A 23,032-nucleotide genomic window follows, 5' to 3' on the forward strand; every position below is an offset into this window, starting at 1 on the left:
TTTTTCTGAAAGATGAGACCAGTAAGAACTGTAACTCCAATCTTGTAAATCTATGTTTTACGGGATTTTGGTGAATGTAATTAATCAGGCTGTTTGGAGATTTTAGCATAGCACCGCTATGGTGAAATTGAAAACAGCAACGAAGTGGCTGATTTTAAAGCGATTTCAGCACGTAATAGATTGTCTATTGCATATTTCGGGTTTTATCGCTTCGTATAATCTATCCAAAGTGCACCTTTACGCTCGTATTTTTTATTGTAAGCTTTTGCATAGGCATTTAATAGATTGCTCAATTCCTGCATGACCAGCTTATGATAATCATTCTTGAATTTTGGATGTTTTAGAGCAGCTTCTTCATCGATTGTTCTGATTAAAAAATGAATGTGATTGGGCAGAAGGTACTGCACACCGAAGGCATATACTGCGCATATTTTCTTAGAAAATACCGGTAGTTTTCATCACATCTGAAAAGGTTTCCGCTACCTACCGCATGGTTTATTACATGATAGTAGCTACTCGGTTCAAATTTTACTAGCCCTTTCATAGTTGTTACATTTTAATAAACCTATAAGGTTTTTAAAACCTTATAGGTTTGAATTTATTACCGATCCCCTACCGATAAGGCGAAGGACTGGTAGAAGTCCATCCTCCATCTATGATCAAACTCTGGCCTGTGATGTGCCTTGCGGCTGGGGAAACCAGGAAGGCTACGGCTTCGGCAATGTCTTTGGGATAGGCAGGCCTTCCCATGGGGGTTATTTCTGACCAGGTTTTTTCATAGCCTTCTTCCGAAGCGGTACGTTCCGTCATGGTGGCGCCAGGAGCCACTGCATTTACATTGATTTTATAAGGGGAAAGTTCTACGACCAGGGTTTTGGCCAGCATTTCTAAAGCAGCTTTGCTCATGCCATAAGCAGCTAAATTTTTATGGGCCTGATGGCCGGTGACTGAGGACATAAAAAGCAGACTGCCTCCTGTTTTCTGTTTGATCATTTGCAGGGATACCTGCTGGGCTAGAAAAAAGCTGCCTGCCAGATTCAGTTGCATTACTTTATGGAAATCCGCTTCCTTGTAAGTAAGGAAATCGCCAAAAACAGTGATGCCTGCATTGGCCACGGCCACGTCTATGGCTCCGAATGCTTCGACTGTGTGCTGCACCATTTGTTCGATAAAATGGATGTCCGAAACATCTCCGGAAATTCCTTTACAGGACTGGGGGAAAGTGGCGTTTATCTTTTCACAGGCTTTTGTAGTGACGGCTTCATCCAAGTCATTCAACATGACCTTATAACCTTTGGAAGCCAGCAAAAAAACGATTTCAAAGCCTATTCCTACACCGGCTCCTGTAACTAAGGCTACTGGAGCAGCTTCCGTATTGGTTTTATTCATTGGGTTTAATAAAGTTTAAAAATTACCGGAAAACAGCATTGCTTTCCGGTAATAATGGGATTGAATTAATGAGAGTCTTTGGTGACTTCACTTCCTGAATTGCCTTTAAGAAAATCCAGATCAGCTCCTAGGTTGGCTTGTTCAACAGTCTTAACATATAGACTCACATAACCTCTTTCTGTAGGGCTTGCTGGTTTTTTCCAGGCTGCTTTTCTTTTGGTCAGCTCTTCATCTGACACCAATAAGTTTAGCTTTCTGGCCTCTACGTCGAGCTCTATTTCATCACCTGTTTGCACAACTGCAAAGTTCCCTCCTTCTGCCGCTTCAGGAGTGGCGTGAAGGATTACTGTTCCAAAACCGGTGCCACTCATTCTTCCATCAGAAATCCTAACCATGTCTTTGATGCCCTTGGCCAGTACCTTTGGAGGGAGTCCCATATTGCCTACCTCCGGCATTCCTGGATAGCCTCTTGGGCCTACATTTTTAAGCACCATGATGGAGTTTTCGTCGATGTCCAGATCGGGATCATCTATTTTGTTTTTATAGTCATCAATGTCTTCAAAAACTACTGCCTTGCCAGTATGTTTCATCAGTTCAGGACTGGCAGCAGAAGGCTTGATAATGGAGCCTGTTTCGCAGAGGTTGCCTTTGAGTACCACTATTCCTGACAAAGGATTGAAAGGTTCATCGATGGCAGCAATTACCTCCTTGTTGTAATTTTCAAATTTCTCATTGTTTTTTCCTATGCTTTGACCGGTTACGGTAAGAGCTCCATTGTGTAGCTTGTCTTTCAATTGACGGATAACGGGAGGCAATCCACCGGCATAGTAAAAGTCTTCCATAAAATACTTTCCAGAAGGCTGAAGATTAGCCAAAAGTGGGATGCCTGCTGAATATTTGTCGAAATCTTCCAGGTCTAGTTCCACGCCCATCCTGCCTGCAATGGCCAATAGGTGAATAACAAAGTTGGTAGACCCGCCTATGGCAGCATTGACCATTATGGCATTTTCAAAAGCTTCTCTGGTAAGGATATCAGAAAGTTTCAGGTCATTCTCAACCATTTTCACGATTTCCATGCCTGACATGTGGGCCAATATCTTTCTGCCAGTATCAGGAGCAGGAATAGCAGCATTTCCAGGAAGGGACAAGCCTAGAGATTCTACCATGCAGGCCATAGTGGAGGCAGTTCCCATTACCCCACAATGCCCATCACTTCGGCAAAGTCCGGATTCTGCAACATACAAATCCTCCTGGGAAATTTTTCCTGATCTGGAGTCTTCACTAAACCTCCAAATGTCACTGGTGCTGATTTCAGCGCCTCTGTATCTTCCAGTTAGCATAGGGCCACCAGAAACGACGATGGTTGGCAAGTTCACACTTGCCGCTCCCATCACTAGTGAGGGAGTGGTTTTGTCGCAACCACAAAGCAATACTACCCCATCCAATGGATTGGCACGAATGGACTCCTCTGTATCCATACTTGCCAGGTTTCTATAGAGCATGGCCGTGGGTTTCATCACGGTTTCTCCAAGTGACATTACCGGAAATTCTACAGGATAACCTCCTGCTTCCAATATGCCTTTTTTCACGAATTCTGCCAATTCCCTAAAGTGAGAATTACATGGGGTTAACTCAGACCAGGTGTTGCAAATTCCAATGATTGGTTTGCTACCAGTTAGTTCATGAGTAGGGATGCCCTGTTTCCTGAACCATGACCTATAAATAAGCCCATCCTTGCCAGTTTTTCCAAACCAACCTTGGCTTCTTCTTTCCTTTTTTTTCATTTTTTGGGTTATGTTTTGTGCAAAAAAAAGTGCTTTACCCGGCAAGGGTAGTACTTTTTATCCTATTTAAAGTATAAGGATAGTAAATGTTTGGGCAAAATAAAATTTTAACATCCAAAAACCTCAATTGCAGGTAACAGTTCATTGAATGTTAATTTTTGCTGTCTTTTCTTCGAATTAAATCATAAAAATATTCATCGGAAGAAGGGGTGTAATCCTAGGTTTGTCCGTTGTATTGTTTGTAAATCGTGGAAATGACAAATAATATCCTGACTTAGTGTGTAGTTTCTGATAGATCAGCTAAAGCCTGATTTTAGAAATGATGAAAAATTAGCATTAATCTCCTATTTTGGGGGGCGAATTATAAATAAACTCAAAATAATCAGCAATGAGCTTTGAAATAAAATCATCCTTGGATACCTATGATGTGATAATTGTAGGATCAGGTGCCGGTGGAGGAATGGCAAGTAAAATTCTTTCAGAAGCAGGTCTGAGTGTTGCAGTGGTAGAAGCAGGAAGTGACTTCGATCCTGCAATGGAAGAATACAGAACCCAATTGAGGTTTCCTTGGGAATCACCGAGAAGAGGGGCCAATACGGTTCGTGCTTTTGGCGATTTTGATGCAGCCTATGGAGGATGGGAAATTGATGGAGAACCTTACACCCGAAAAGATGGAACTGAGTTTGACTGGTTCCGTTCCAGAATGGTAGGGGGAAGGACCAATCACTGGGGAAGAATTTCTCTACGTTTTGGACCTGATGATTTTAAAAGAAGAAGCATTGATGGTTTAGGAGACGATTGGCCAATTGGCTATGACGATGTAAAACCATTCTACGATAGAGTAGATAAAATGATAGGTGTCTTCGGTTCTAAAGAAGGCATGAGAAATGAACCTGATGGAAACTTTCTTCCTCCGCCAAAGCCAAGATTGCACGAGGCGGCCTTTACCAAGGCAGGAAAAAAAATCAACCTACCTGTACTTCCTTCCAGGGTTTCCGTTTTGACCCGTCCGGTAAATAACGAAAGAGGCGCTTGTTTTTTCTGTGCACAGTGTAACAGGGGTTGCCAGGTTTATGGTGATTTCTCTGCAGGAACAGTATTGGTAAAACCTGCCATCAAAAAAGGAAATGTAGATCTTTATACCTATGCCATGGTGCGTAAAGTTACCACCAATGACAAAGGAGAAGCTACGGGCGTTTCCTACGTAAGCAAGGTTGACATGCAAGAATACAAACTGAAAGCAAGAGTTGTTGTTTTGGGTGCTTCTGCTGGTGAGACGGCCAGAATCATGATGAACTCCGCTTCTACTAAACATCCTAACGGATTGTCTAATAGCAGTGGGACTTTAGGTAGATACCTGCATGATTCTACAGGAGCGAGTAGGTCTGCATTAATGACTGACTTTATAGGCAGAGACAAATACAATGAAGACGGTGTAGGTTCATTGCACGTGTATACCCCTTGGTGGTTGGACAATAAAAAATTGGACTTTCCTAGAGGATATCACCTTGAATTCGGTGGAGGTATGCGCCAACCAAATTATGGTTTTGGTTTTGGAATGGAGTCCATGCGAAAATACATGCAGGATGAATTTGGCAAGCCCAGACCTAATGGTGGTTATGGTGAAGGTCTTAAAAAAGACATTAGAAATATTTATGGTGCCACAGTAGGTATCGCTGGCAGGGGAGAATCTGTTCCTCAGTATGACAATTATTGTGAAATTGACCCTACAGTAGTAGATAAATTTGGTATTCCTGTGCTTCGATTCAATTACAACTGGACCGACCATGAGGTGAAACAAGCCAAGCACATGCAGGAAACCTTTGAAGAGATGTTTGATTCCATGGGAGCCAAAGTGATGGGCAAGAAACCAGGAGCAGACACCAAATATGGTTTAGAGGCCCCAGGAAGAATTATTCATGAGGTAGGTACTACCAGAATGGGCAATGATCCAAAAACGTCTGTTTTGAATAAGTATTCTCAAGCCCATGAATGTGACAATCTATTTGTAGTAGATGCCGGCCCATTTGTTTCTCAGGCAGATAAAAACCCAACATGGACCATTTTGGCCCTTTCTATCCGAACATCTGAATATATAGTGGATCAGATGAAAAAGAAAAACATAGGTTAACAAGCCCATTATTTCCAATTGAAATCAGCGTCGAAGTTTTACAGGAACTTCATCGCTGATTTTTTTTTTGTTAAAAATATATCGCAAATTCGGTCCGTGGATTGGCAATACATAGTAGAAGGCATAGAAAGTGGGATCGCAGCAATGAGTTGGTTAGAAGGCATAGCTGTTGTTTTCGGCCTTGCTTCTGTTTATTATTCCATGAAGGAAAATATTTTGGTGTTTCCTACCGGAATCGTCAGTACACTGATCTATGTTTGGATTTGCTTGCAGGTCAAACTGTATGCTGACATGGGGATCAATGCCTATTATTTTTCAATGTCCATCTTCGGCTGGTACATCTGGACCAATCCCAAACCGGGAAAAACGGCTGTCCCTGTTACCTGGTTAAGTAAAACCGGAATTTTTCAATCCCTTTCCTTGTGGATATTTTCTTACTTGGTCTTGTATTTCGTTTTGATAAATTTCACAGACAGTGATGTTCCTTACTGGGATTCATTTACCACTTCCTCTGCTTTTGTGGGGATGTGGCTGATGGCAAAAAAGAAAGTAGAGAACTGGATTGCCTGGATCATTACCGATTTGGTTTCTGTACCTCTTTACTTTTACAAAGGCTTGGTGCTTACCTCCTTTCAATTTTTGGTTTTCACTATTTTGGCTGTACTGGGCTTAATTGCCTGGGTAAAGTTGGCCAAAGGCTATGCCCAACCCAATGCATAAGATAGTGATCATTGGGCCGGAATCTACGGGTAAGAGTACCTTAAGCCGGGAATTGGCTGCCCATTTCAATGCACCCTGGGTTCCTGAATACGCTAGAGAATACATCGACCAATTGGATAGGCCCTATACATTTGATGACCTTTTGGCCATTGCAAAGGGTCAGGTTAAATTGGAAGATGAAATGGCTGCTGAAGCTGAAGATAAATTATTTTGTGATACAGATCTTCGCGTGATCAAGGTGTGGAGTGAACACAGGTATAAGCAAACCCACGAATGGATTAAGCAACAGATCCAAACCAGGGAATATTCACTTTATTTACTTACTGCAATAGACATTCCTTGGGCAGAAGATCCACAGCGGGAACATGCTGATCCTGCCATGCGCGAATATTTTATGCAGGTTTATGAAAATGAAATGCGCGCTTCTGGGCTGCCCTGGAAAAAAATCTCTGGCACAGAGCAAAAGCGCTTAAAAACCGCTATTAACTGCGTTGAAAAATGTTTATTTAAAAAGGATTAATTATAAATTCGTAATATTTTGGCATTCTGAGCCAAACCAATCATCTATCGCTCAAGCCGAAACTGCCTTAATTTTGGTAGATTAACGAAATCTTGCTGATAGTTACGGATTTTTTAAATAATTTCAGGATTATTTTAACCAATAAACTCAAACATATTATTATATGGATAACCATAAACAACAAATGCAAAAATACTGGAAACGCAATATTAGAACCTTATTGATTCTTCTTGCGGTCTGGTTTATTGTCTCATTTGGCTTTGGAATTTTGCTAGTAGAACCTCTCAATGCCATCAAGATTGGTGGGTACAAATTGGGCTTCTGGTTTGCACAGCAAGGCTCTATATTTTCATTCGTAATATTGATTTTCGTTTACGTATATCGAATGAACAAGCTTGATGAAGAATTTGATGTCAATGAAAAATAACCCTTTTAAATAATCACCTCTATATGGATATTTTAACCTGGACCTACATCCTAGTAGGTCTGTCCTTTGCCTTGTATATCGGTATTGCGATATATACTAGAGCAGGATCTACTAAAGAATTTTATACTGCTGGAGGGGGCGTTTCTCCCTTAGCCAACGGTATGGCTACTGCTGCAGACTGGATGTCAGCAGCTTCCTTTATTTCAATGGCCGGAATTATTGCCTTTTCGGGCTATGACGGTTCAGTTTACCTGATGGGATGGACTGGAGGATATGTTCTTCTGGCCCTTTTATTGGCTCCTTACCTTCGTAAATTCGGGAAGTTTACCGTCCCAGATTTTGTAGGGGACCGTTATTATAGCAATAAGGCACGTGTAGTTGCCGTATTCTGTGCCCTATTTATTTCATTTACTTACGTAGCCGGCCAAATGCGCGGTGTCGGTATCGTTTTCTCTAGGTACCTGGAGGTGGATATTGAAACAGGGGTATTGATCGGGATGACCATAGTGTTTTTCTATGCGGTAATGGGAGGAATGAAAGGCATTACCTATACTCAGGTAGCCCAATATTGCGTGTTGATATTTGCTTTTATGGTTCCTGCAATATTTATTTCAATCCAGTTGACTGGAAACCCTATTCCTCAATTGGGTTTAGGTGGGACAGTACAGGATGGGACCTATCTATTAGATAAATTGGATGGGGTGTTATTGGACATGGGCTTTGAGGAATACACCTCTGGAAGAAAGTCAATGACGGATGTATTTGCCATTACCCTTGCCTTAATGGTTGGTACTGCAGGATTGCCTCACGTTATTGTTCGGTTTTTCACAGTGCCTAGAGTGAAAGATGCAAGGCTTTCTGCAGGCTATGCCTTGATTTTTATTGCTATCCTTTACACTACTGCTCCAGCTATTGCCGCATTTGGAATTTACAATGCCATAGATACCGTGGCAGACAAACCTGTAAATGAACTGCCTGTTTGGGTAGAAAACTGGCAAAAAACCAATCTAATCGTTGTTGAAGATGTTAACAATGATGGAATTGTACAATATACCCCAAATCCTGAGACCAACGAGCTTAGAATAGACAAGGACATCATGGTATTGGCGGCTCCTGAGATTGCCAAATTGCCTAACTGGGTGGTAGGACTTGTAGCTGCCGGAGGTATGGCTGCGGCCTTATCTACTGCTGCAGGACTATTGCTGGTTATCTCCACTTCAGTTTCTAGAGATTTGTTCCGAACCTTTGTGCCTTCGATGACGGAGAAGACAGAGTTAATCATTGCTAGGGTATCCGCTGCTTTTGCAGTGATTATCGCTGGCTACTTTGGTATCAACCCGCCGGGATTTGTAGCGGAGGTAGTTGCTTTTGCTTTTGGCCTTGCTGCAGCTTCCTTTTTCCCTGTGATTATTATGGGTATATTTTCTACTAGAATGAATAAAGAGGGTGCAATTGCCGGAATGGTTTCTGGCCTTGTTTTTACCCTTGCCTATATTATTTTCTTCAAATTTATTCAGCCGGAATCCAATTCTATGGAAAACTGGTGGTTTGGTATCTCCCCTGAAGGAATTGGTACCTTAGGTATGGTAATCAACTTCGTCGTCTGCTATGTTGTTTCCAAGCTTACACCGCCACCACCCGCTGATGTGCAGGAAATGATTCAGGAAATCAGAATCCCAAGAGGAGCTGGTGAAGCCCATGACCATTAACTCAATGAGCGCAAAGGATTTGTAATTCAATAAATCCTTTGCGTATTTAATTAACTTTACATTAATACAACCTAAAATATCGATAATATGAGCGATAGAATTCATACACTAAGTGGTTATTTCCATGAATACCAAAAAAGTGTTGCAGACCCTGAAAATTTTTGGGCCAAAATAGCAGATTCATTTCATTGGAAAAAACGCTGGGACAAGACCCTTGATTGGAATTTTGAAGGACCTGATGTAAAATGGTTTTTAAACGGTAAGCTTAATATTACCGAAAACATCTTAGAAAGGCACCTTTACACCATGGGTGACAAGCCTGCGATAATCTGGGAACCCAATGAACCAGGAGATCCGAACAGAATACTTACCTACATGGAATTGTATGAAGAAGTATGTCGTTTTTCTAATGTCTTGGTAGAGAAAGGTGTAGAAAAAGGAGATAAAGTCATCATCTATATGCCCATGGTACCTGAGGCAGCCATCGCTATGCTTGCCTGTGCACGTGTGGGTGCAGTTCATTCTGTAGTGTTTGCAGGATTTTCCAGCAATGCATTGGCCGATAGAATTGAAGATTGTAAAGCCAAGGTGGTGCTTACTTCAGATGGAAATTTCAGAGGCAATAAGAAAATTCCTGTGAAATCTGTAGTAGATGAGGCTCTGGAAAATACTGACCTGGTAAAAACAATGATTGTTTACCAAAGAACAGGTCAGGAAGTTACCATGAAAGAAGGCAGAGACTTTTGGTGGCATGAAGCCATTGAAGGAAAAAGCAAAAGCCATGAGGCTGTTGAAATGGACAGTGAGGATGAACTATTCATTCTTTATACTTCCGGTTCTACAGGAAAACCTAAGGGTGTGGTTCATACCTGTGGTGGTTATATGATCTACTCCAAGTATACCTTTGAAAATGTCTTTCAATATACTCCGGGAGATGTTTACTGGTGTACGGCTGACGTAGGATGGATTACCGGACATTCGTATATCGTATATGGTCCTTTATTGACAGGAGCCACTACCATAATGTTTGAAGGTGTTCCTACTTATCCAAATCCGGGAAGATTCTGGGAAATAATCGACAAATATAAAGTCAATCAATTTTATACAGCACCTACAGCCATCCGTGCATTGCAGGTACATGGTACAGATCCAATAGCACCTTATAAACTTGACTCTCTCAAAGTACTGGGTTCTGTAGGAGAGCCTATCAACGAAGAAGCATGGCATTGGTACCATACGCATATTGGTAAGACCAGATGCCCTATAGTGGATACCTGGTGGCAAACCGAAACCGGTGGAATAATGGTTTCACCTTTGGCGGGAATTACCCCTAATAAACCTGCATTTGCCACGCTGCCATTGCCAGGAGTTCAACTGGCCATAATGGATCCAGAAGGTAAAGAACTAAAAGGAAACTCAGTGGAAGGTAACCTTTGCATTAAATTTCCATGGCCAGGAATGATCCGTACTACTTACGGAGACCATGAGCGATGCAAACAAACTTACTTTTCTGCTTACAAAGGCATGTACTTTACAGGTGATGGAGTAAAAAGAGACCATGATGGGTATTACCGTATCTTGGGACGTGTAGATGATGTAATCAACGTTTCTGGACATAGAATGGGAACTGCTGAGGTAGAAAATGCCATCAACGAACATCCTTTGGTAGTGGAATCTGCTGTTGTAGGTTATCCTCACAAAGTAAAAGGCCAGGGTATTTATGCTTATGTCATTTGTGACATGTCCAATAGAACAGAGGAAAACCTCACCAATGAGATCAAAGCATCTGTTACCAATATCATAGGGCCAATAGCTAAACCTGATAAAATTCAAATCGTTCCAGGACTTCCTAAAACACGTTCTGGTAAAATAATGAGAAGAATTTTAAGAAAGGTCGCTGAAGGAGCCATGGATAATTTAGGGGATACCTCTACTTTATTGGATCCGGATGTAGTAGATAAAATCATTGCCGGAAGGAAGGAGTAAACCCTTTGCTTTTCTGCAATTTATATATTAATGTAAGGTATGGATTTCCATACCTTACATTTACTTTTCCCAGACCAATTCCCATATGAGCAATGTCATCGTTAATAGGGTTATTGATTTCCTGAAAAAATTTCCTCCCTTCAGTTTTTTGTCCCCTGAGCTCCTGTCTCAAGTGGCCAAAGAAGTGGATCTGGTTTATTTTGAAAAAGATGAGTTTCTGTTTCAGAAAGGAGAACCAGCCAAAAATTATTTTTTTGTAGTCAAGGATGGAGCGGTCAAATTGACCGATTTTATAGATGGGGAGGAACAAACAATTGAGCTGTGCGATGAAGGTGATGTATTTGGGGTGTTGGCCTTATTGGGTAAGCGACCTTATATACTGAATGCCAAAGCCAATGAAAACAGCCTTGTTATGGCTGTTCCAGTTGGGATTTTTGATAAAATATTATTGGAAAACAGTCAGGTAAGTTTGTATTTTGCTTCCGGTTTTGCTTCGGGTCAGGTAGTAGTCCGTTCAGACCTCTCCCAAACCCAGAAAGTACGTTCCCTATTAGTCAACAATTCCCACCAAAATGGCCTTTTGCTTTTTCCCGGCCAGGCTGCAATCAATTATTCCCAACCGGTAATTCAATGCCGTATTGGTGAGACCATCGCTCAGGCCGTAGGGAAAATGAGTGCAGATAAAGTGGGCTCTATCATTATCGTGGATGAAAATAATCATCCACAAGGGATCATTACAGACAAAGACCTAAGAAATCGCTTGATAGCAAAAGGGCTGCCCTATAATACACTTGTAGAGAAAATCATGAGTTACCCGGTCATTACTGCGAAAAAAGACCTTGAATTTTCACAGATCTACCTTAACATGGTAAAAAACAGGTTGCATCACCTTGTTTTTACTGAAGATGGGACGAACCAGTCCAAGTTAATAGGTATTATTTCTGACCATGACATTCTACTTTCTCAGGGAAACAGTCCGGCAGTATTGATCAAAGCATTGCAGGATAGCAGTGATGTACATGAAATCGCCAAATTGAGAAATCAGGCAGAGGGGATGTTGATCTACTTCCTGGAAAATGAGCTGGCCATTGATTTTATTGCTGGCATTATCACAGAGATAAACGATACCATTATACAGCGGGCCATACATATTGCCAAATCAAGGCATTCGGCAGATTTTCCGGAAGTGTGTGATACGCCATTTTGTTTCCTTGGACTTGGATCTGAAGGCCGAGGAGAGCAATTGTTGCGTACAGATATAGACAATGCAATGGTCTATGAGGATGTTCCGGAGGCACTGGAAGAAAACACCAGAAGGTTTATGCACCTTATTGCAAGGGATGTGATGGACATATTGTTTGCCTGTGGCTTTCATTCCTGCCCCGCAGAGATGATGGCCAACAATCCTGAATGGTGTCAGCCCTTGTCAAAGTGGAAAAGCTATTTCAGTCATTGGATCAGTAAACCTGACCAGCAATCCCTTTTAATGGCCTCTATATTCTTTGATTTCAGGGCCATTGCGGGCAAGGCAGCGCTGGCAGAGGCGCTGACAGCACATGTGTATGAGGAAATAAGTAGTGAGAAGATCTTTCTTAATTTCTTTGCTAAAAATGCTTTGTTGAATCCGCCACCACTAGGGTTCTTTAGAAATTTTATCGTAGAGAAATCTGGTGCACATGCAGAGAAATTTGACATTAAATTAAGGGCCATGATGCCTTTGGCTGATGCGGCCAGGGTCCTTGTGCTCAACCATCAGGTAGTAGGAGTCAACAATACTTTTAAGCGCTATGAAAAGCTGGCAGAACTCGAACCCAATCAGGCTGAACTTTACAAAGATGCTGGTAAGGCCTATGAAATATTCATGAGGTTTAGGGCTTTGGAGGGATTGTCTGCTTCTTCTTCAGGTAGATTCATAAAGCCAGACTCTTTGGGAAAACTTCAGCGGCAATTGTTGAAAAATGCTTTCTTTCCCATTGAAGAAATACAAAAAATATTGAGGGTAAGATTTCAACTGGATTATTTTGGTAAATAATGGTGGACTGGAAATCTATTTTTGGGCTTCAATCGCTTCCCAAACCTGGGTACATAAAGGCTTATGAGCAGACTTTAACAAAAAAGATTTCTAAGGCAAAACCGATCTCCGAATTGGATTTCTTGGTTTTGGATACAGAAACTACTGGTTTGGATGTTCGGAAAGATTATGTGCTTTCCTATGGATCGGTGCATGTGACCAATAACAGGATAAAAATCCCAAGCTCAAAAGAGTTTTACATGCGACCAAAGAAACGCAACAAAGAAGCAGTAAAAGTCCATGGTTTGATTCAGGTAAGGCCTTATATAAGCCGGGAACAACTGATCAGAAGTTTTCTTGAAGATGCCGCCAATAAAATTTTGGTGGGGCATCACCTGGGCTTTGACTTGGCCATGCTGGAAAAAGTGGGAAAAAAACTTGGCCTGAAGAAAATCAAGCAACCTTGCTTGGATACCTACGAGTTGGCGGTCAGATTGGAAAATGGGAAATACCATGATCCGCATGCCATCCCTTCACAGGATTATTCTTTGGACAAGCTTTGTGAGCGGTACAAAATCCCCTTGGATGATAGACATACGGCTGCCGGAGATGCTATGCTTACCTCCCAGCTCTTATTAAAACTTCTGAAAATGGCGGAGAAAAAAGGAATTAAAACCTATGGCGACCTACTGAGCTAAGGCTAAGATTAGGGATTCCATTCTACATTCACTCCTGCTGAAGTACGCACATAGATGTCCAGACCTGTGGTGGAGGGATATATCCCATCTATGAAAATTTCAGGAGATTGTAATGTAAGTTTAAATAGACTTAAATTCATTTGACTTTTTTTCAACAATTCAGCCTTTGCACCTTCCAAATTGTCTCCAACTGGAAATACAGCTTTTTTCTGAATGGCCTTGAGCACTTTTCTTCGCTTCATCCAATTGGTGGTATTGGCCAGGAAGCTTTTAGTCACCAGTTTGAAATCTACATTCTCCAGTACGATGGATTGTGAATTTGCATCATATACTGGCTTTCCTGCCAAGTAAAAGGTGCCATTGATATCTTTTTTTTCAGCCCTTTTGCCTATAAACTCCATGGTTATCATTGTCCTTTCCCCAAAATGACGCAGGCTAAATTTTTGAGGTAGCAACTTTGTTTGCTTGTCTACAGTTATCAGACTGTCTTTCAACTTTTCGTCAAGGTAGGCAGCCATTTCCTCAAAACCGACATAGATGGGAAGGGTTAGGCTAAAGTCATTTCCTTCTACCTTTTCCTGCGTAACCGGAGGGAGTGGGGACAGTTGAGTGGCAAGAGGACGTTCTTTTTGTCGTAGAATTTCACCTTCCAGGCCTATATTCAAGATTAGCTGCTGGTCTTTGGTAAACTCATCATGAATAGCTAATTTCTCTGGTTGGGTATACAGGTAACTTGCTGATAGGCCATTGTCCAGGTACCTTGGTTTTCCAAAAGTGGACCAAAAATCATTGGCAATGCTTTTTATGTCTATTGACTTTAATGAACCTGATCTTAGTTGATCTTCCATAACCCCTATCATTTTCTGCTTGACCAAAGGTTCGAAGTCAATGTTAAAGCCTAGGAAGTCATATTGAAGAGGTTTGCCCCAAGATAGTATATCAAGTTCCTCTATTCCGAAACTGTAGTCACTGTTGATTTGAGGGATGAAACTGACTTGTGGAGAAAGATTTTCCTGGAAGGGAATGGCAGAGGAAATCTTTTGTCCGAATATCTTTTTCTCCAGTCTGACTTTACCATCCAAAAACACAGGAAGACCGACCAACAATTTCCCTTCGTCTGTAGCTGATAGGCTAAGCAGACCATTTTTTTTCAAATCTACATCTGCAAACAGCCCGTTTCCGAGCTCCAGACCTTCTTCCTTGAATAATTTTTCGTTTAGGCTCTCATTTATTTTCCCCTGTACAAAAGACAATGGAATTTCAAGACCTAGGTGTAAGGACAGTTCTGCTTTAGGTAAAGCTGGTGGAGGGGCTTGCGCCTCTGGACCATTCAATTTGAGACTGCTGCAACTTGTGTAAGCAGTCAAAAGGAAGACTAATATAATGAGTGAGTATCTTGGCATATTGACTTTAACGTCTAAATGGAAAGATTTGGGGTGAAGCTTTGGGATTAATAAATGCAGAGGTAAGGGAAATATAGGAGAAATCAAAAAAAATCGCTGTCCTTTGAACTTTAAGCACTTTTATTTTGGTTACCCTTATCAATATTAGTCAATAGAAATTATGAGTTGGATAAAATTAGAGGATGTTGCTCAGATAAGTAAAATCAAAGAAGAGAGCAACGAAAAACCGGTTGTTATTTTTAAGCATTCTACCAGCTGTTCGATAAGCGGTATGGCCTGGAACAGGGTGCAGAGAAACTGGAAAGCTACTGATAATGATAAGATCACTCCTTATTATCTTGACCTTTTGTCCTATAGGGCCTTGTCCAATGCGATTGCTGAGGAATTTGGTGTAACACATGCATCTCCACAAGTGATTGTAGTCAAAGATGGAAAGGCTGTTTATAATAATAGCCATATGGGCATCAACTACGATGAGATTGTTTCATTGGCGGAATAGAAATATTAACTTTTTCTAGCCCTCCAAGGGTTTTAAATCCTTGGAGGGCTAGGGTGTTATTTGGTTGGCTATTAATCCCTTAAATTTGCCGTTGGATAGGTGAAATTTCCTTTTATACATTTTTGCATGCCCCATTAAACCTTTTGAAAAAGGCATGGTCTAATCCTCATGTTTAAACAGATATAATATGAGGATTTTTACTTTTCTTACCCTTCTTGCCCTGAGTATGGCATTTACACCGCTTTTGGCACAGCAAAACCGACAGGGACCACCGATGATCAGTGGAACCGTAGTGGACAAAAAGACCCAGGAACCCATGATTGGGGCCAATATCTTGCTTAGAAACCAGCAGGATTCGCTTATCAGCAATACCACTACCGGGGCAAATGGTAGTTTTTCTATTGCTTATCCTCGACTTCCCGTTTTTAAACTGGAAATTACCTATGTGGGATTTGAAAAAGTTATCAAAGAGTTTCGTCGTGGAATGCCTTTGGAACTTGGTGAAATCAGCATAGGCGAAGACAGTCAGTTGCTAGGCGAGGTGACCATAGAAGGTGAAAATGTGGTGGGTGAGATGAGAGGAGACACCGCAGTGTTCAATGCCAATGCCTTTAAAACCAGGGAGAATGCCATGGCCGAAGATCTAATTGGTAAACTTCCCGGTGTGACCATTGAAAATGGAAAAGTTCAAGCCCAAGGCGAAGACGTTCAGAAGATCTTGGTAGATGGTAGAGAATTTTTTGGTAGTGACCCATCTATTGCGCTTAAGAATTTGCCTGCAGATGCCATTGAAAGTGTAGAAGTATTGGACCAAAAATCTGACCAATCCAGATTGACCGGATTGGATGACGGCAACTATGCCAAAACCATCAACATTATCACCAAAGGAAACATGCGTAACAGCTATTTTGGTAGAGTATACGGTGGCTATGGAGCAGATGACAGGTATTCTGTAGGTGGTAATATAAATTTCTTTAATGGGGCACGTAGGATTTCCATTATAGGTATGGCCAACAATGTCAACCAACAAAACTTCTCCTCAGATGACATGCTGGGAGTAAGTGGTGGTGTAGGTGGAGGCCGAAGAAGAGGTAGTCAAGGCGGAGGCAATTTTGGTGTGTCCCAAAACAATGGGATCGTAACAACCAATTCTCTTGGACTAAATTACAGTGACAAATGGGGAGAGAAAATCAACTTTACGGGAAGCTACTTTTTCAACGCTACTGAGAACGCGATTTTGGACAATACCAATAGACAAACGGTCATTTCTGAAGACAATAGCCAGGTTTACCAGGAAAGTCAGATCAGCAATATCAATAACAATAACCATCGTGCAAATGCCAGAATTGAATACGATATCAATGACAAAAATGCACTGATCATAAGGCCAAGTATTAATTTTCAAGACAACAGAAGCTTTACTAACCTTCAAGGTTTGAACCTTGACCAAAATCTGGACAGTCTAAGTGATACAAGAAATCAAACTGGGATTGAAACCAGTGGCTATACCATTTCAAATAACCTGACTTATAGGTATAAATTCGATAAAAGAGGTAGAACCATCTCTACAGATCTAAGTACTTCATGGAACGAAAGAGATCAGTTGACAGATTTGATTTCGGCTAACAAAGATTATGTGAGAAATTCCTTTGACACCCTTGTTCAGCAGTCAAGTGCGCTGTCAGATGGGTTTAATTACAATGCCAATATTACCTATACCGAGCCAATTAGCGAAAAATCAGTCGCCACAGCTTCTTATCAAATAGGAAATAACAAAAGTGCTGCCGACCAAAAAACCTTTCAGCTAGCCAATGAGCAGGGTATTATGGTTTTAGATACCGCATTGAGTAATGAATTTGACAACAAATTCCTTACCCAAAAAACGGGCTTGGGCTATCGCTATAATAACGAAGGGCTGAATATTAATATGAATGTGGACTACCAATATGCACAACTTAACAATGTGAGCGTATTTCCAACTGAAGGTGTGTTCAATAAGGATTTTAAGAATATACTGCCAACAGTGACGATGAACTATAAAAATGAAGGAGGGACTAGATTCCGATTCAGGTACAGAACCAGAACGAATGAACCTAGCGTGAATCAGTTGCAAAATGTAATTGACAACACCAATCCTTTGAACCTGTCTGTAGGTAATCCATCACTTGGACAAAGTTACAATAACAGTATTTTTGCCAATATCTCGAAGTTTGACATGGAGACCAATAAGACCTTCTTTATGTTTTTATTAGGTTCATTTACCAACAACTATATAGGTACAAATACATTTGTAGCCCCTCAGGATACCCTGATCAACAATGAAGTATTGCTAAGCAGAGGTGGGCAAATTACTACTCCAGTTAACTTAAACGGCCAAATGAGTACCCGACTTTTTGTGAACTATGGTACCAGCATTCCGAAGTGGAAAACAAAGGTTAACCTTAACCCAGGGGTAAGTTATAGCAGAACGCCAGGGATCATCAATGGACAAACCAATATCAATGAGAGTATAGATATTAGTCAGGGCATTACTTTTGCGAGTAATATCAGTAAGGATGTAGATTTTAACTTGACCACAAGGGGAAGTTATTCTATCGTAAACAGTAGTCTCCAGACTGCTTTGGAAAACAACTACTACACCCAGACCAGTAATTTGAAGTTTTATTATTCTCCGAATGATGGAAAAACCTTTATCTCCAATAATGTGAGTCATGTGCTTTACAGTGGGCTTGCAGAAGGTTTTGACCAATCGATTTGGTTGTGGAACATAGAGGCAGGTTATCGCTTCCTTAAAAACAACAAAGGAGAGCTTAAAGTATATGTTTTTGACTTGCTAAAACAAAACAACAGTGTGTCAAGAACCATATCTGATGTATCCGTTTCCGACGTGTATTCCAATGTAATGACCCGTTATGCCATGGTTTCTTTTACTTATATCATTGGTAAATTCAAGAAATCAGACCTTCCGGCTGATGACCGTGGAGGAAGGCCAGGAGGATATCCAGGCAGAAGGCCGGGTGGTGCCAGAAGCTGGTAAGAAAAGCCAATTCGTGCCCCATTTAGGGCTTGATTGACAGAAAATGCTAAAAACCGAACAATTCAATACTGTTCGGTTTTTTTCATATGTTAACCAGAGCCTGATCCTGTCGAAGCAGCAGATATCCTTACCGAAAACTGAGCCTGTCGAAGCCGTAGGAATCCCCTTCCGGAGGCAGAGCTTGTCGAAGCTGTAGGAGTCGAAGAACGTTAAAAGCTATTGACTATTTCTACCCGGATTGAATTCAGGGTTTATTTAATAAAGTTGGAAACTTTCAGTATTATGGGTCCAAGTTACACTACGTTAAACTTGAACCATAGGTACCGGAGGCTGAGCCTGTCGAAGTCGTAGGAATCCTCTCCCCGAGGCTGAGCCTGTCGAAGCTGTAGGAACCGAAAATGTTAATAACCTACCTAACTCCCGGAGACTGAGCTTGTCGAAGTCGTAGGGATCGAAGAACGTTAAAAAGATATTGAGTCTAGGGGCCAAACAAGGGTACTTCCAAACTGGGGCAGCGTACTTCCAAACCTACCCACCGGGGTTCAAAACCTCAATTACCCACCTTAAAACAGGGCTGGGGTACTTAAAACTGACAAGCTTGAATATATTATATGGAATTTTCCGGTTCAGCACTGATATTTTTCACCTCAAACCTGAAAAATTCGACCAAAAACTGACAAAAAACGAGGTGAAAATTGGAAAATAGGACAAAATTTCAGGAAAAGTCTTTGGATAGGGTCAAATTTTCCAGGTTCAGAAGTGGGGAGGGGTACTTCAGAACTCGATAATTTCAGCTTTTTTATTCAAGCTTCCACCTTTTAGGTGGAAATTATTAGGTTTTAGCTGATAATTATTAGCTTTTTGCCGGAAATTTCCGCCTTTTTGGCAGCTTTTTTTAGGTTTTTACCAAAGCATTTGACCAAAAACTGACAAGAGAGAAGGTTAAGAGTAAAGCATTTTGGTAAAATGATGGTTTATATAGGGTTTTTGAATTAAACTCGGATCAAGAAAAAGGATTTTCTGAGCGCTCTTATATAGGATTGAAATTACTAGAAAATCAGCAGTTAAGAGATTGCAAGAGGCAATTGACTATTTGGGGGTAAATCTTGGGTATAGGAGAACATATAGGTTTCCGGCATTTTCCGTTTGTTAAATGTTTGTAAACGGTTAGCGCAAAATGTATATTAAACCTATCATTTTTCTAAAAACCCCTTTTTAAAGGGCATAAAGGTTTTTTTTCTTTAGAAGTATTTAGTTAGTTTAGGGGGGCTATAATGGATATATACGCAACTCTTAAGCAAAATATAGCTTTATACAATTGTTACCGCCAATTTTATAAACCGTACACCAAAATAAATGAGCAAGAAAAAACAATATAAAAATATCACAGAGATATGTAAAGAGATTGACTTGATTATTGAAAATAAAAACAATAAAAATGACTATAAATATTTGTATTCAGATTTATTAAATGCACTGCAAAGGGCAATAGATTATTCCGAAATAGTTATTTTTTGTAATACAGTCCTAAAAATAGCCAAGACAAAAAACAGAATATTGAGGTATTTAGAGAAAGATTTTTGGGATTTTATAAATAAATTACCATTTCAATTATTGCTTATCCAACGTATTGAGATTTTTGAAGATGAAAAAATTGAACCAAATATAGACTATGATAATCAAGGAAAAAAGATACTGTCAAGACTAATTAGACTTTCAAAGGAAATTATTGAATTACCGGATGATAATAGTAAAGGTAGTGAACTTAGAAGAGCAAGTGCATTAGGATTAATTGCTGACTTGATTAATTATTATCATATACCAGAAGCAAAGAATTTATTTATAAACTCTATAAAAAGCAAAAACAAAGACGAGCAATTCAGGGCATTAGAAGGCCTAGAAAACTATTATGAAGTAACCGAAGATGAAGTTGATGATAGGTTAGTTAAAGTTCTTAATGAAATTATCAAAGAAACTGATGATAGGACTGTAGCATCAACTTGTTTGCAAATACAAATTAATGCTGGAATAATTGACGAGATGACAGCTATATGTGAAATGGATGATTGGAAAGATGAGAATTATTACTAAAAGAAAAAACTGGCGGTAACAGCAGGTATAGTTAATTGCCGGTGGGCTAGCTCATGGACAATTTAAAAAAATATTTGTAATTTGTGGGCAATGACAGAGAACGAAAAAATACATCGGCAACTAACCATACCTGCGAACCGTTCTCTGCAATTAAAAATAAAAAAATATGAGACAAAACTTTTTTTCATTCCTTTTTACCTTACTCATTATCTCATCCTGTTCAAATAGTCCTGAAGAACTGTTAGAACAGTCCAAAAGTAAAATTTCAAATGCTAAATCTATTTCTTATGAGACACAAGCATTATATCCAAACCCGGCTGGGCAAATTGATACGTTAAACATGTCCGCAATATTCCTCAAAAACAAGAAAAGTATAACTGGTTATGATTTCATACTCAAGGGTTATTATTCGGATGAAGTTCAAATCAACGGCATGCTCAAATCAGTAGTTCATCGAAGTAAAACAGTTGAACGTTTTCCTGAAAGTAAACCTGAGCTAGCAAAAAGTTACATCAATAGTATTGGTGATTTCAAATGGTCTCCTCTCACTTTAATTCAGCAAAATGAATGGGTATATGTAAATGATACTGTATTAAATAATAGAAAACTTGTAGACTTTTTTAAAGTAGAAAGCGATACGATAATTGAAGGAAATAAAATTTATGCTGAGCAGCATATCTTTATTAATCCTGAAGCAAAATTGATTGAGAGATGGGAACGCAGAAATTATTATAAAGGAAAACTATCACAAACATTAGTTCATAAGTATACAGATTATAAATTTGCCACAGACCTAGAATCCTTAGCTTATAACCCCCCTTCTTCTTTTGTTTCTGCTATTTACGGAACAAAAAAAGACATTAAACCATTAGCTGTTGGCGAGAAAGCACCTTTCTTTAAAATTAAGAATCTTCATGGAGAATTGGTAGATTTGCAAGATTATAAAGGTAAAAAGATACTCTTAAATTTTTCAAGTATCGGATGTGGCTATTGTCATGAAGCACTTCTTTATATGAATCAGGATGACTATAAATTGCAATGCTATTAAGTTAAGGAAAAAATGGCCTCTTGAGACAAAATAAGCCGATTTTCCTTATGAAAACCGGCCTACTTTAGTTAAATTATGTTGTCTTAAACATATAGCTATGAAGGTACAAAATACCAACCAAAACACGACGGATATATCTTGGGATTGTCCGAAAAAAAATCTTTGAAAAAATACAATCATCTGAAAATCAGTCCGTTTACTATTCGGAGTCTACTCATTTTTCCAGATCTTCCCCACTTGATTTTCAAACTGTAGTACTTTCGGTGCTCCAGCTGTTTAAGGAATCAGCCGAATTTGTTACCGGGGATGTCCTTTCCAAGTTGGGCAAACAACAAGTCACTGGAAGTGCTTTCTCACAGGCGCGTTATAAAATTGAATGGAAATTTTTTTCTGATCTCTGTGCTATCAGTTCAGAAGATTATGACAGTTTTTCCACCGCTAAATGGAAGGGATACAGGATCTTTGGTGGCGATGGAAGTACGTTAAATCTACCAGCTTCCAAGCAGATTAGAGGACATTTTGGAGTGGAAACCAATAGTTTAAAGACCTCACTGGCAAGGATACTTCTTGTCTATGACGTACTTACAGGACTTACTGTACAGGCAAAAATCGGAAGAATGAGTACGGGCGAATCCGGTTTGCTCAACGACTGCCTGTTGAAAATTCCACCCAAGCCGGATGACCTGCTGGTGCTGGATAGGAACTTTGGTCACTTCCACATGGCGCACAGAATGACTTGTGAAGGAAGGCCCTTCTGCATCCGGATGTCTACCGGGATATCCAATTTTGCAAAAGAGGTAATGGCCGACAAGAGGATGGATTTTATCACCGAATGGGTGCCGAGCAAATCAGAGAGAGGAACGGCCAAAACCTCGGATCCGGTACGGGTGAGGGTAACCAAAGCCGTTCTGGAAACAGGTGAAACAGAACTCCTGGTAAGCAGCCTACAGGATATAGAATCATTTAAAACTGAAGATCTTGTGGAACTTTATGGCATGAGATGGGGTGTGGAGGAGGGAATAAAAAACCTGAAGCCTAAGATCAAAGTGGAGCAGTTCGGATGTAGGAAGCCTCAGGGTATCTATCAGGAATTTTATGCCCATATCTTGGCCATGAACATGGTGGCTTTGGCTGGAATAGCTGCTAATGAGCAGATTGAAAAGAAAAATAGCAACAGGAAAAAGAAACGGAAATTGATTTATAAATACAACTGGAAAAATGCCTTTTTACAACTCAGAAAAAGAATTGTAAACTTGTTCAGCCAGGAAAGTGTGGGAAAAATACTGGAAGACCTTGTAACTAAGATAGCCCGAAATCTGGTAGCAGTAAAAAAAGGAAGGAAATTTTCGAGAAAGGGTCTGGGAAAAGCCACAAGGGTTAACCAGTACTATAAATAGGAAAAAACGAAAGTAAAAGGAAAACAATATAACATATCGCACCAAAATTAGGTACCTGTTCCAAGTGAAGGGAAAGGTATGCCCCTAAACTGGTAAACCGACAGGCAACCGAGCCAGAAAATCAAAAACATTCAATTTTGAAACCCAAATAGTAAGCTAAAAGGCTTAACTTAATAGCATTG

At 40.2% G+C, this 23,032-nt stretch carries 16 protein-coding genes; 13 read left to right on the forward strand and 3 right to left on the reverse strand.

From position 1 onward, the window contains the following. Nucleotides 1-612 precede the first annotated feature (612 nt). A complete protein-coding gene (locus tag AC13EX_RS00440) occupies nt 613-1,389 on the reverse strand; it encodes an SDR family NAD(P)-dependent oxidoreductase (protein WP_482891106.1) in 777 nt (258 codons plus the stop codon). A gap of 65 nt (nt 1,390-1,454) precedes the next feature. Next, nucleotides 1,455-3,173 carry an IlvD/Edd family dehydratase gene (locus AC13EX_RS00445; RefSeq protein ID WP_048641329.1) on the reverse strand — a complete coding sequence of 573 codons (1,719 nt, stop codon included), beginning with the start codon at nt 3,171-3,173 and terminating at the stop codon, nt 1,455-1,457. Between the two features lie 388 nt (nt 3,174-3,561). Between AC13EX_RS00445 and AC13EX_RS00450 the strand changes: the two genes are divergently transcribed. The 8 genes from AC13EX_RS00450 (at nt 3,562) to AC13EX_RS00485 (ending at nt 13,375) form a co-directional block, all read left to right on the forward strand. Beyond that, on the forward strand, nt 3,562-5,304 hold the full coding sequence (locus AC13EX_RS00450; protein ID WP_482891107.1) for a GMC family oxidoreductase: 1,743 nt from the start codon (nt 3,562-3,564) through the stop codon (nt 5,302-5,304). A gap of 96 nt (nt 5,305-5,400) precedes the next feature. Next, nucleotides 5,401-6,024, forward strand: a complete 624-nt coding sequence (gene pnuC, locus AC13EX_RS00455) for a nicotinamide riboside transporter PnuC (RefSeq protein ID WP_482891108.1) — start codon at nt 5,401-5,403, stop codon at nt 6,022-6,024. After that, the gene (locus AC13EX_RS00460) at nt 6,017-6,544 is read left to right on the forward strand and encodes an AAA family ATPase (RefSeq protein WP_482891109.1); all 528 of its coding nucleotides are present in this window, start codon (nt 6,017-6,019) and stop codon (nt 6,542-6,544) included. Before pnuC ends, AC13EX_RS00460 begins: the two co-directional genes overlap by 8 nt. A gap of 163 nt (nt 6,545-6,707) precedes the next feature. Next, nucleotides 6,708-6,971, forward strand: coding sequence for a DUF4212 domain-containing protein (locus AC13EX_RS00465; RefSeq protein WP_014019634.1), 264 nt, complete (start codon nt 6,708-6,710; stop codon nt 6,969-6,971). A gap of 23 nt (nt 6,972-6,994) precedes the next feature. After that, on the forward strand, nt 6,995-8,680 hold the full coding sequence (locus tag AC13EX_RS00470) for a sodium:solute symporter family protein (RefSeq protein WP_048641324.1): 1,686 nt from the start codon (nt 6,995-6,997) through the stop codon (nt 8,678-8,680). A gap of 87 nt (nt 8,681-8,767) precedes the next feature. Continuing rightward, on the forward strand, nt 8,768-10,666 hold the full coding sequence (acs, locus tag AC13EX_RS00475) for an acetate--CoA ligase (RefSeq protein ID WP_339717233.1): 1,899 nt from the start codon (nt 8,768-8,770) through the stop codon (nt 10,664-10,666). An 85-nt stretch (nt 10,667-10,751) separates the two neighbouring features. After that, a complete protein-coding gene (locus AC13EX_RS00480; RefSeq protein WP_482891110.1) occupies nt 10,752-12,698 on the forward strand; it encodes a DUF294 nucleotidyltransferase-like domain-containing protein in 1,947 nt (648 codons plus the stop codon). Continuing rightward, on the forward strand, nt 12,698-13,375 hold the full coding sequence (locus AC13EX_RS00485; protein WP_482891111.1) for a 3'-5' exonuclease: 678 nt from the start codon (nt 12,698-12,700) through the stop codon (nt 13,373-13,375). The genes AC13EX_RS00480 and AC13EX_RS00485 overlap by 1 nt, the downstream gene beginning before the upstream one ends. Nucleotides 13,376-13,383: 8 nt before the next feature. Here the strand turns inward: AC13EX_RS00485 and AC13EX_RS00490 are convergent, their stop codons facing one another. Then, on the reverse strand, nt 13,384-14,778 hold the full coding sequence (locus tag AC13EX_RS00490; RefSeq protein ID WP_482891112.1) for a DUF4403 family protein: 1,395 nt from the start codon (nt 14,776-14,778) through the stop codon (nt 13,384-13,386). 160 nt (nt 14,779-14,938) lie between these two features. Here AC13EX_RS00490 and ytxJ point away from each other — a divergent pair, with 160 nt between their 5' ends. The 5 genes from ytxJ to AC13EX_RS00515 all read left to right on the forward strand — a co-directional run bounded on the left by ytxJ (nt 14,939) and on the right by AC13EX_RS00515 (nt 22,850). Next, nucleotides 14,939-15,277, forward strand: a complete 339-nt coding sequence (gene ytxJ / locus AC13EX_RS00495) for a bacillithiol system redox-active protein YtxJ (protein WP_482891113.1) — start codon at nt 14,939-14,941, stop codon at nt 15,275-15,277. Nucleotides 15,278-15,464: 187 nt separating this feature from the next. Next, a complete protein-coding gene (locus AC13EX_RS00500; protein ID WP_482891114.1) occupies nt 15,465-18,314 on the forward strand; it encodes an outer membrane beta-barrel protein in 2,850 nt (949 codons plus the stop codon). Nucleotides 18,315-19,670: 1,356 nt separating this feature from the next. Next, a complete protein-coding gene (locus AC13EX_RS00505) occupies nt 19,671-20,405 on the forward strand; it encodes a hypothetical protein (RefSeq protein WP_482891115.1) in 735 nt (244 codons plus the stop codon). A gap of 166 nt (nt 20,406-20,571) precedes the next feature. Then, nucleotides 20,572-21,453: a TlpA family protein disulfide reductase gene (locus AC13EX_RS00510; RefSeq protein ID WP_482891116.1), complete on the forward strand. Its 882-nt coding sequence runs from the start codon at nt 20,572-20,574 to the stop codon at nt 21,451-21,453. Nucleotides 21,454-21,623: 170 nt separating this feature from the next. Continuing rightward, entirely contained in the window at nt 21,624-22,850 is a 1,227-nt protein-coding gene (locus tag AC13EX_RS00515; RefSeq protein WP_482891117.1) for an IS4 family transposase, read from the forward strand. Nucleotides 22,851-23,032: the final 182 nt, after the last annotated feature.

Source organism: Cyclobacterium sp. L-R, assembly GCF_056859355.1.

What these genes read in the sequence shown, in the direction of transcription:
- acs (WP_339717233.1), top strand. Translation starts at nt 8,768, where the DNA reads ATGAGCGATAGAATTCATACACTAAGTGGTTATTTCCATGAATACCAA.
- AC13EX_RS00485 (WP_482891111.1), top strand. Translation starts at nt 12,698, where the DNA reads ATGGTGGACTGGAAATCTATTTTTGGGCTTCAATCGCTTCCCAAACCT.
- AC13EX_RS00500 (WP_482891114.1), top strand. Translation starts at nt 15,465, where the DNA reads ATGAGGATTTTTACTTTTCTTACCCTTCTTGCCCTGAGTATGGCATTT.
- AC13EX_RS00505 (WP_482891115.1), top strand. Translation starts at nt 19,671, where the DNA reads ATGAGCAAGAAAAAACAATATAAAAATATCACAGAGATATGTAAAGAG.
- AC13EX_RS00510 (WP_482891116.1), top strand. Translation starts at nt 20,572, where the DNA reads ATGAGACAAAACTTTTTTTCATTCCTTTTTACCTTACTCATTATCTCA.
- AC13EX_RS00445 (WP_048641329.1), bottom strand. Translation starts at nt 3,173, where the DNA reads ATGAAAAAAAAGGAAAGAAGAAGCCAAGGTTGGTTTGGAAAAACTGGC.
- AC13EX_RS00470 (WP_048641324.1), top strand. Translation starts at nt 6,995, where the DNA reads ATGGATATTTTAACCTGGACCTACATCCTAGTAGGTCTGTCCTTTGCC.
- AC13EX_RS00440 (WP_482891106.1), bottom strand. Translation starts at nt 1,389, where the DNA reads ATGAATAAAACCAATACGGAAGCTGCTCCAGTAGCCTTAGTTACAGGA.
- AC13EX_RS00490 (WP_482891112.1), bottom strand. Translation starts at nt 14,778, where the DNA reads ATGCCAAGATACTCACTCATTATATTAGTCTTCCTTTTGACTGCTTAC.
- AC13EX_RS00450 (WP_482891107.1), top strand. Translation starts at nt 3,562, where the DNA reads ATGAGCTTTGAAATAAAATCATCCTTGGATACCTATGATGTGATAATT.
- AC13EX_RS00480 (WP_482891110.1), top strand. Translation starts at nt 10,752, where the DNA reads ATGAGCAATGTCATCGTTAATAGGGTTATTGATTTCCTGAAAAAATTT.
- ytxJ (WP_482891113.1), top strand. Translation starts at nt 14,939, where the DNA reads ATGAGTTGGATAAAATTAGAGGATGTTGCTCAGATAAGTAAAATCAAA.
- AC13EX_RS00465 (WP_014019634.1), top strand. Translation starts at nt 6,708, where the DNA reads ATGGATAACCATAAACAACAAATGCAAAAATACTGGAAACGCAATATT.
- AC13EX_RS00460 (WP_482891109.1), top strand. Translation starts at nt 6,017, where the DNA reads ATGCATAAGATAGTGATCATTGGGCCGGAATCTACGGGTAAGAGTACC.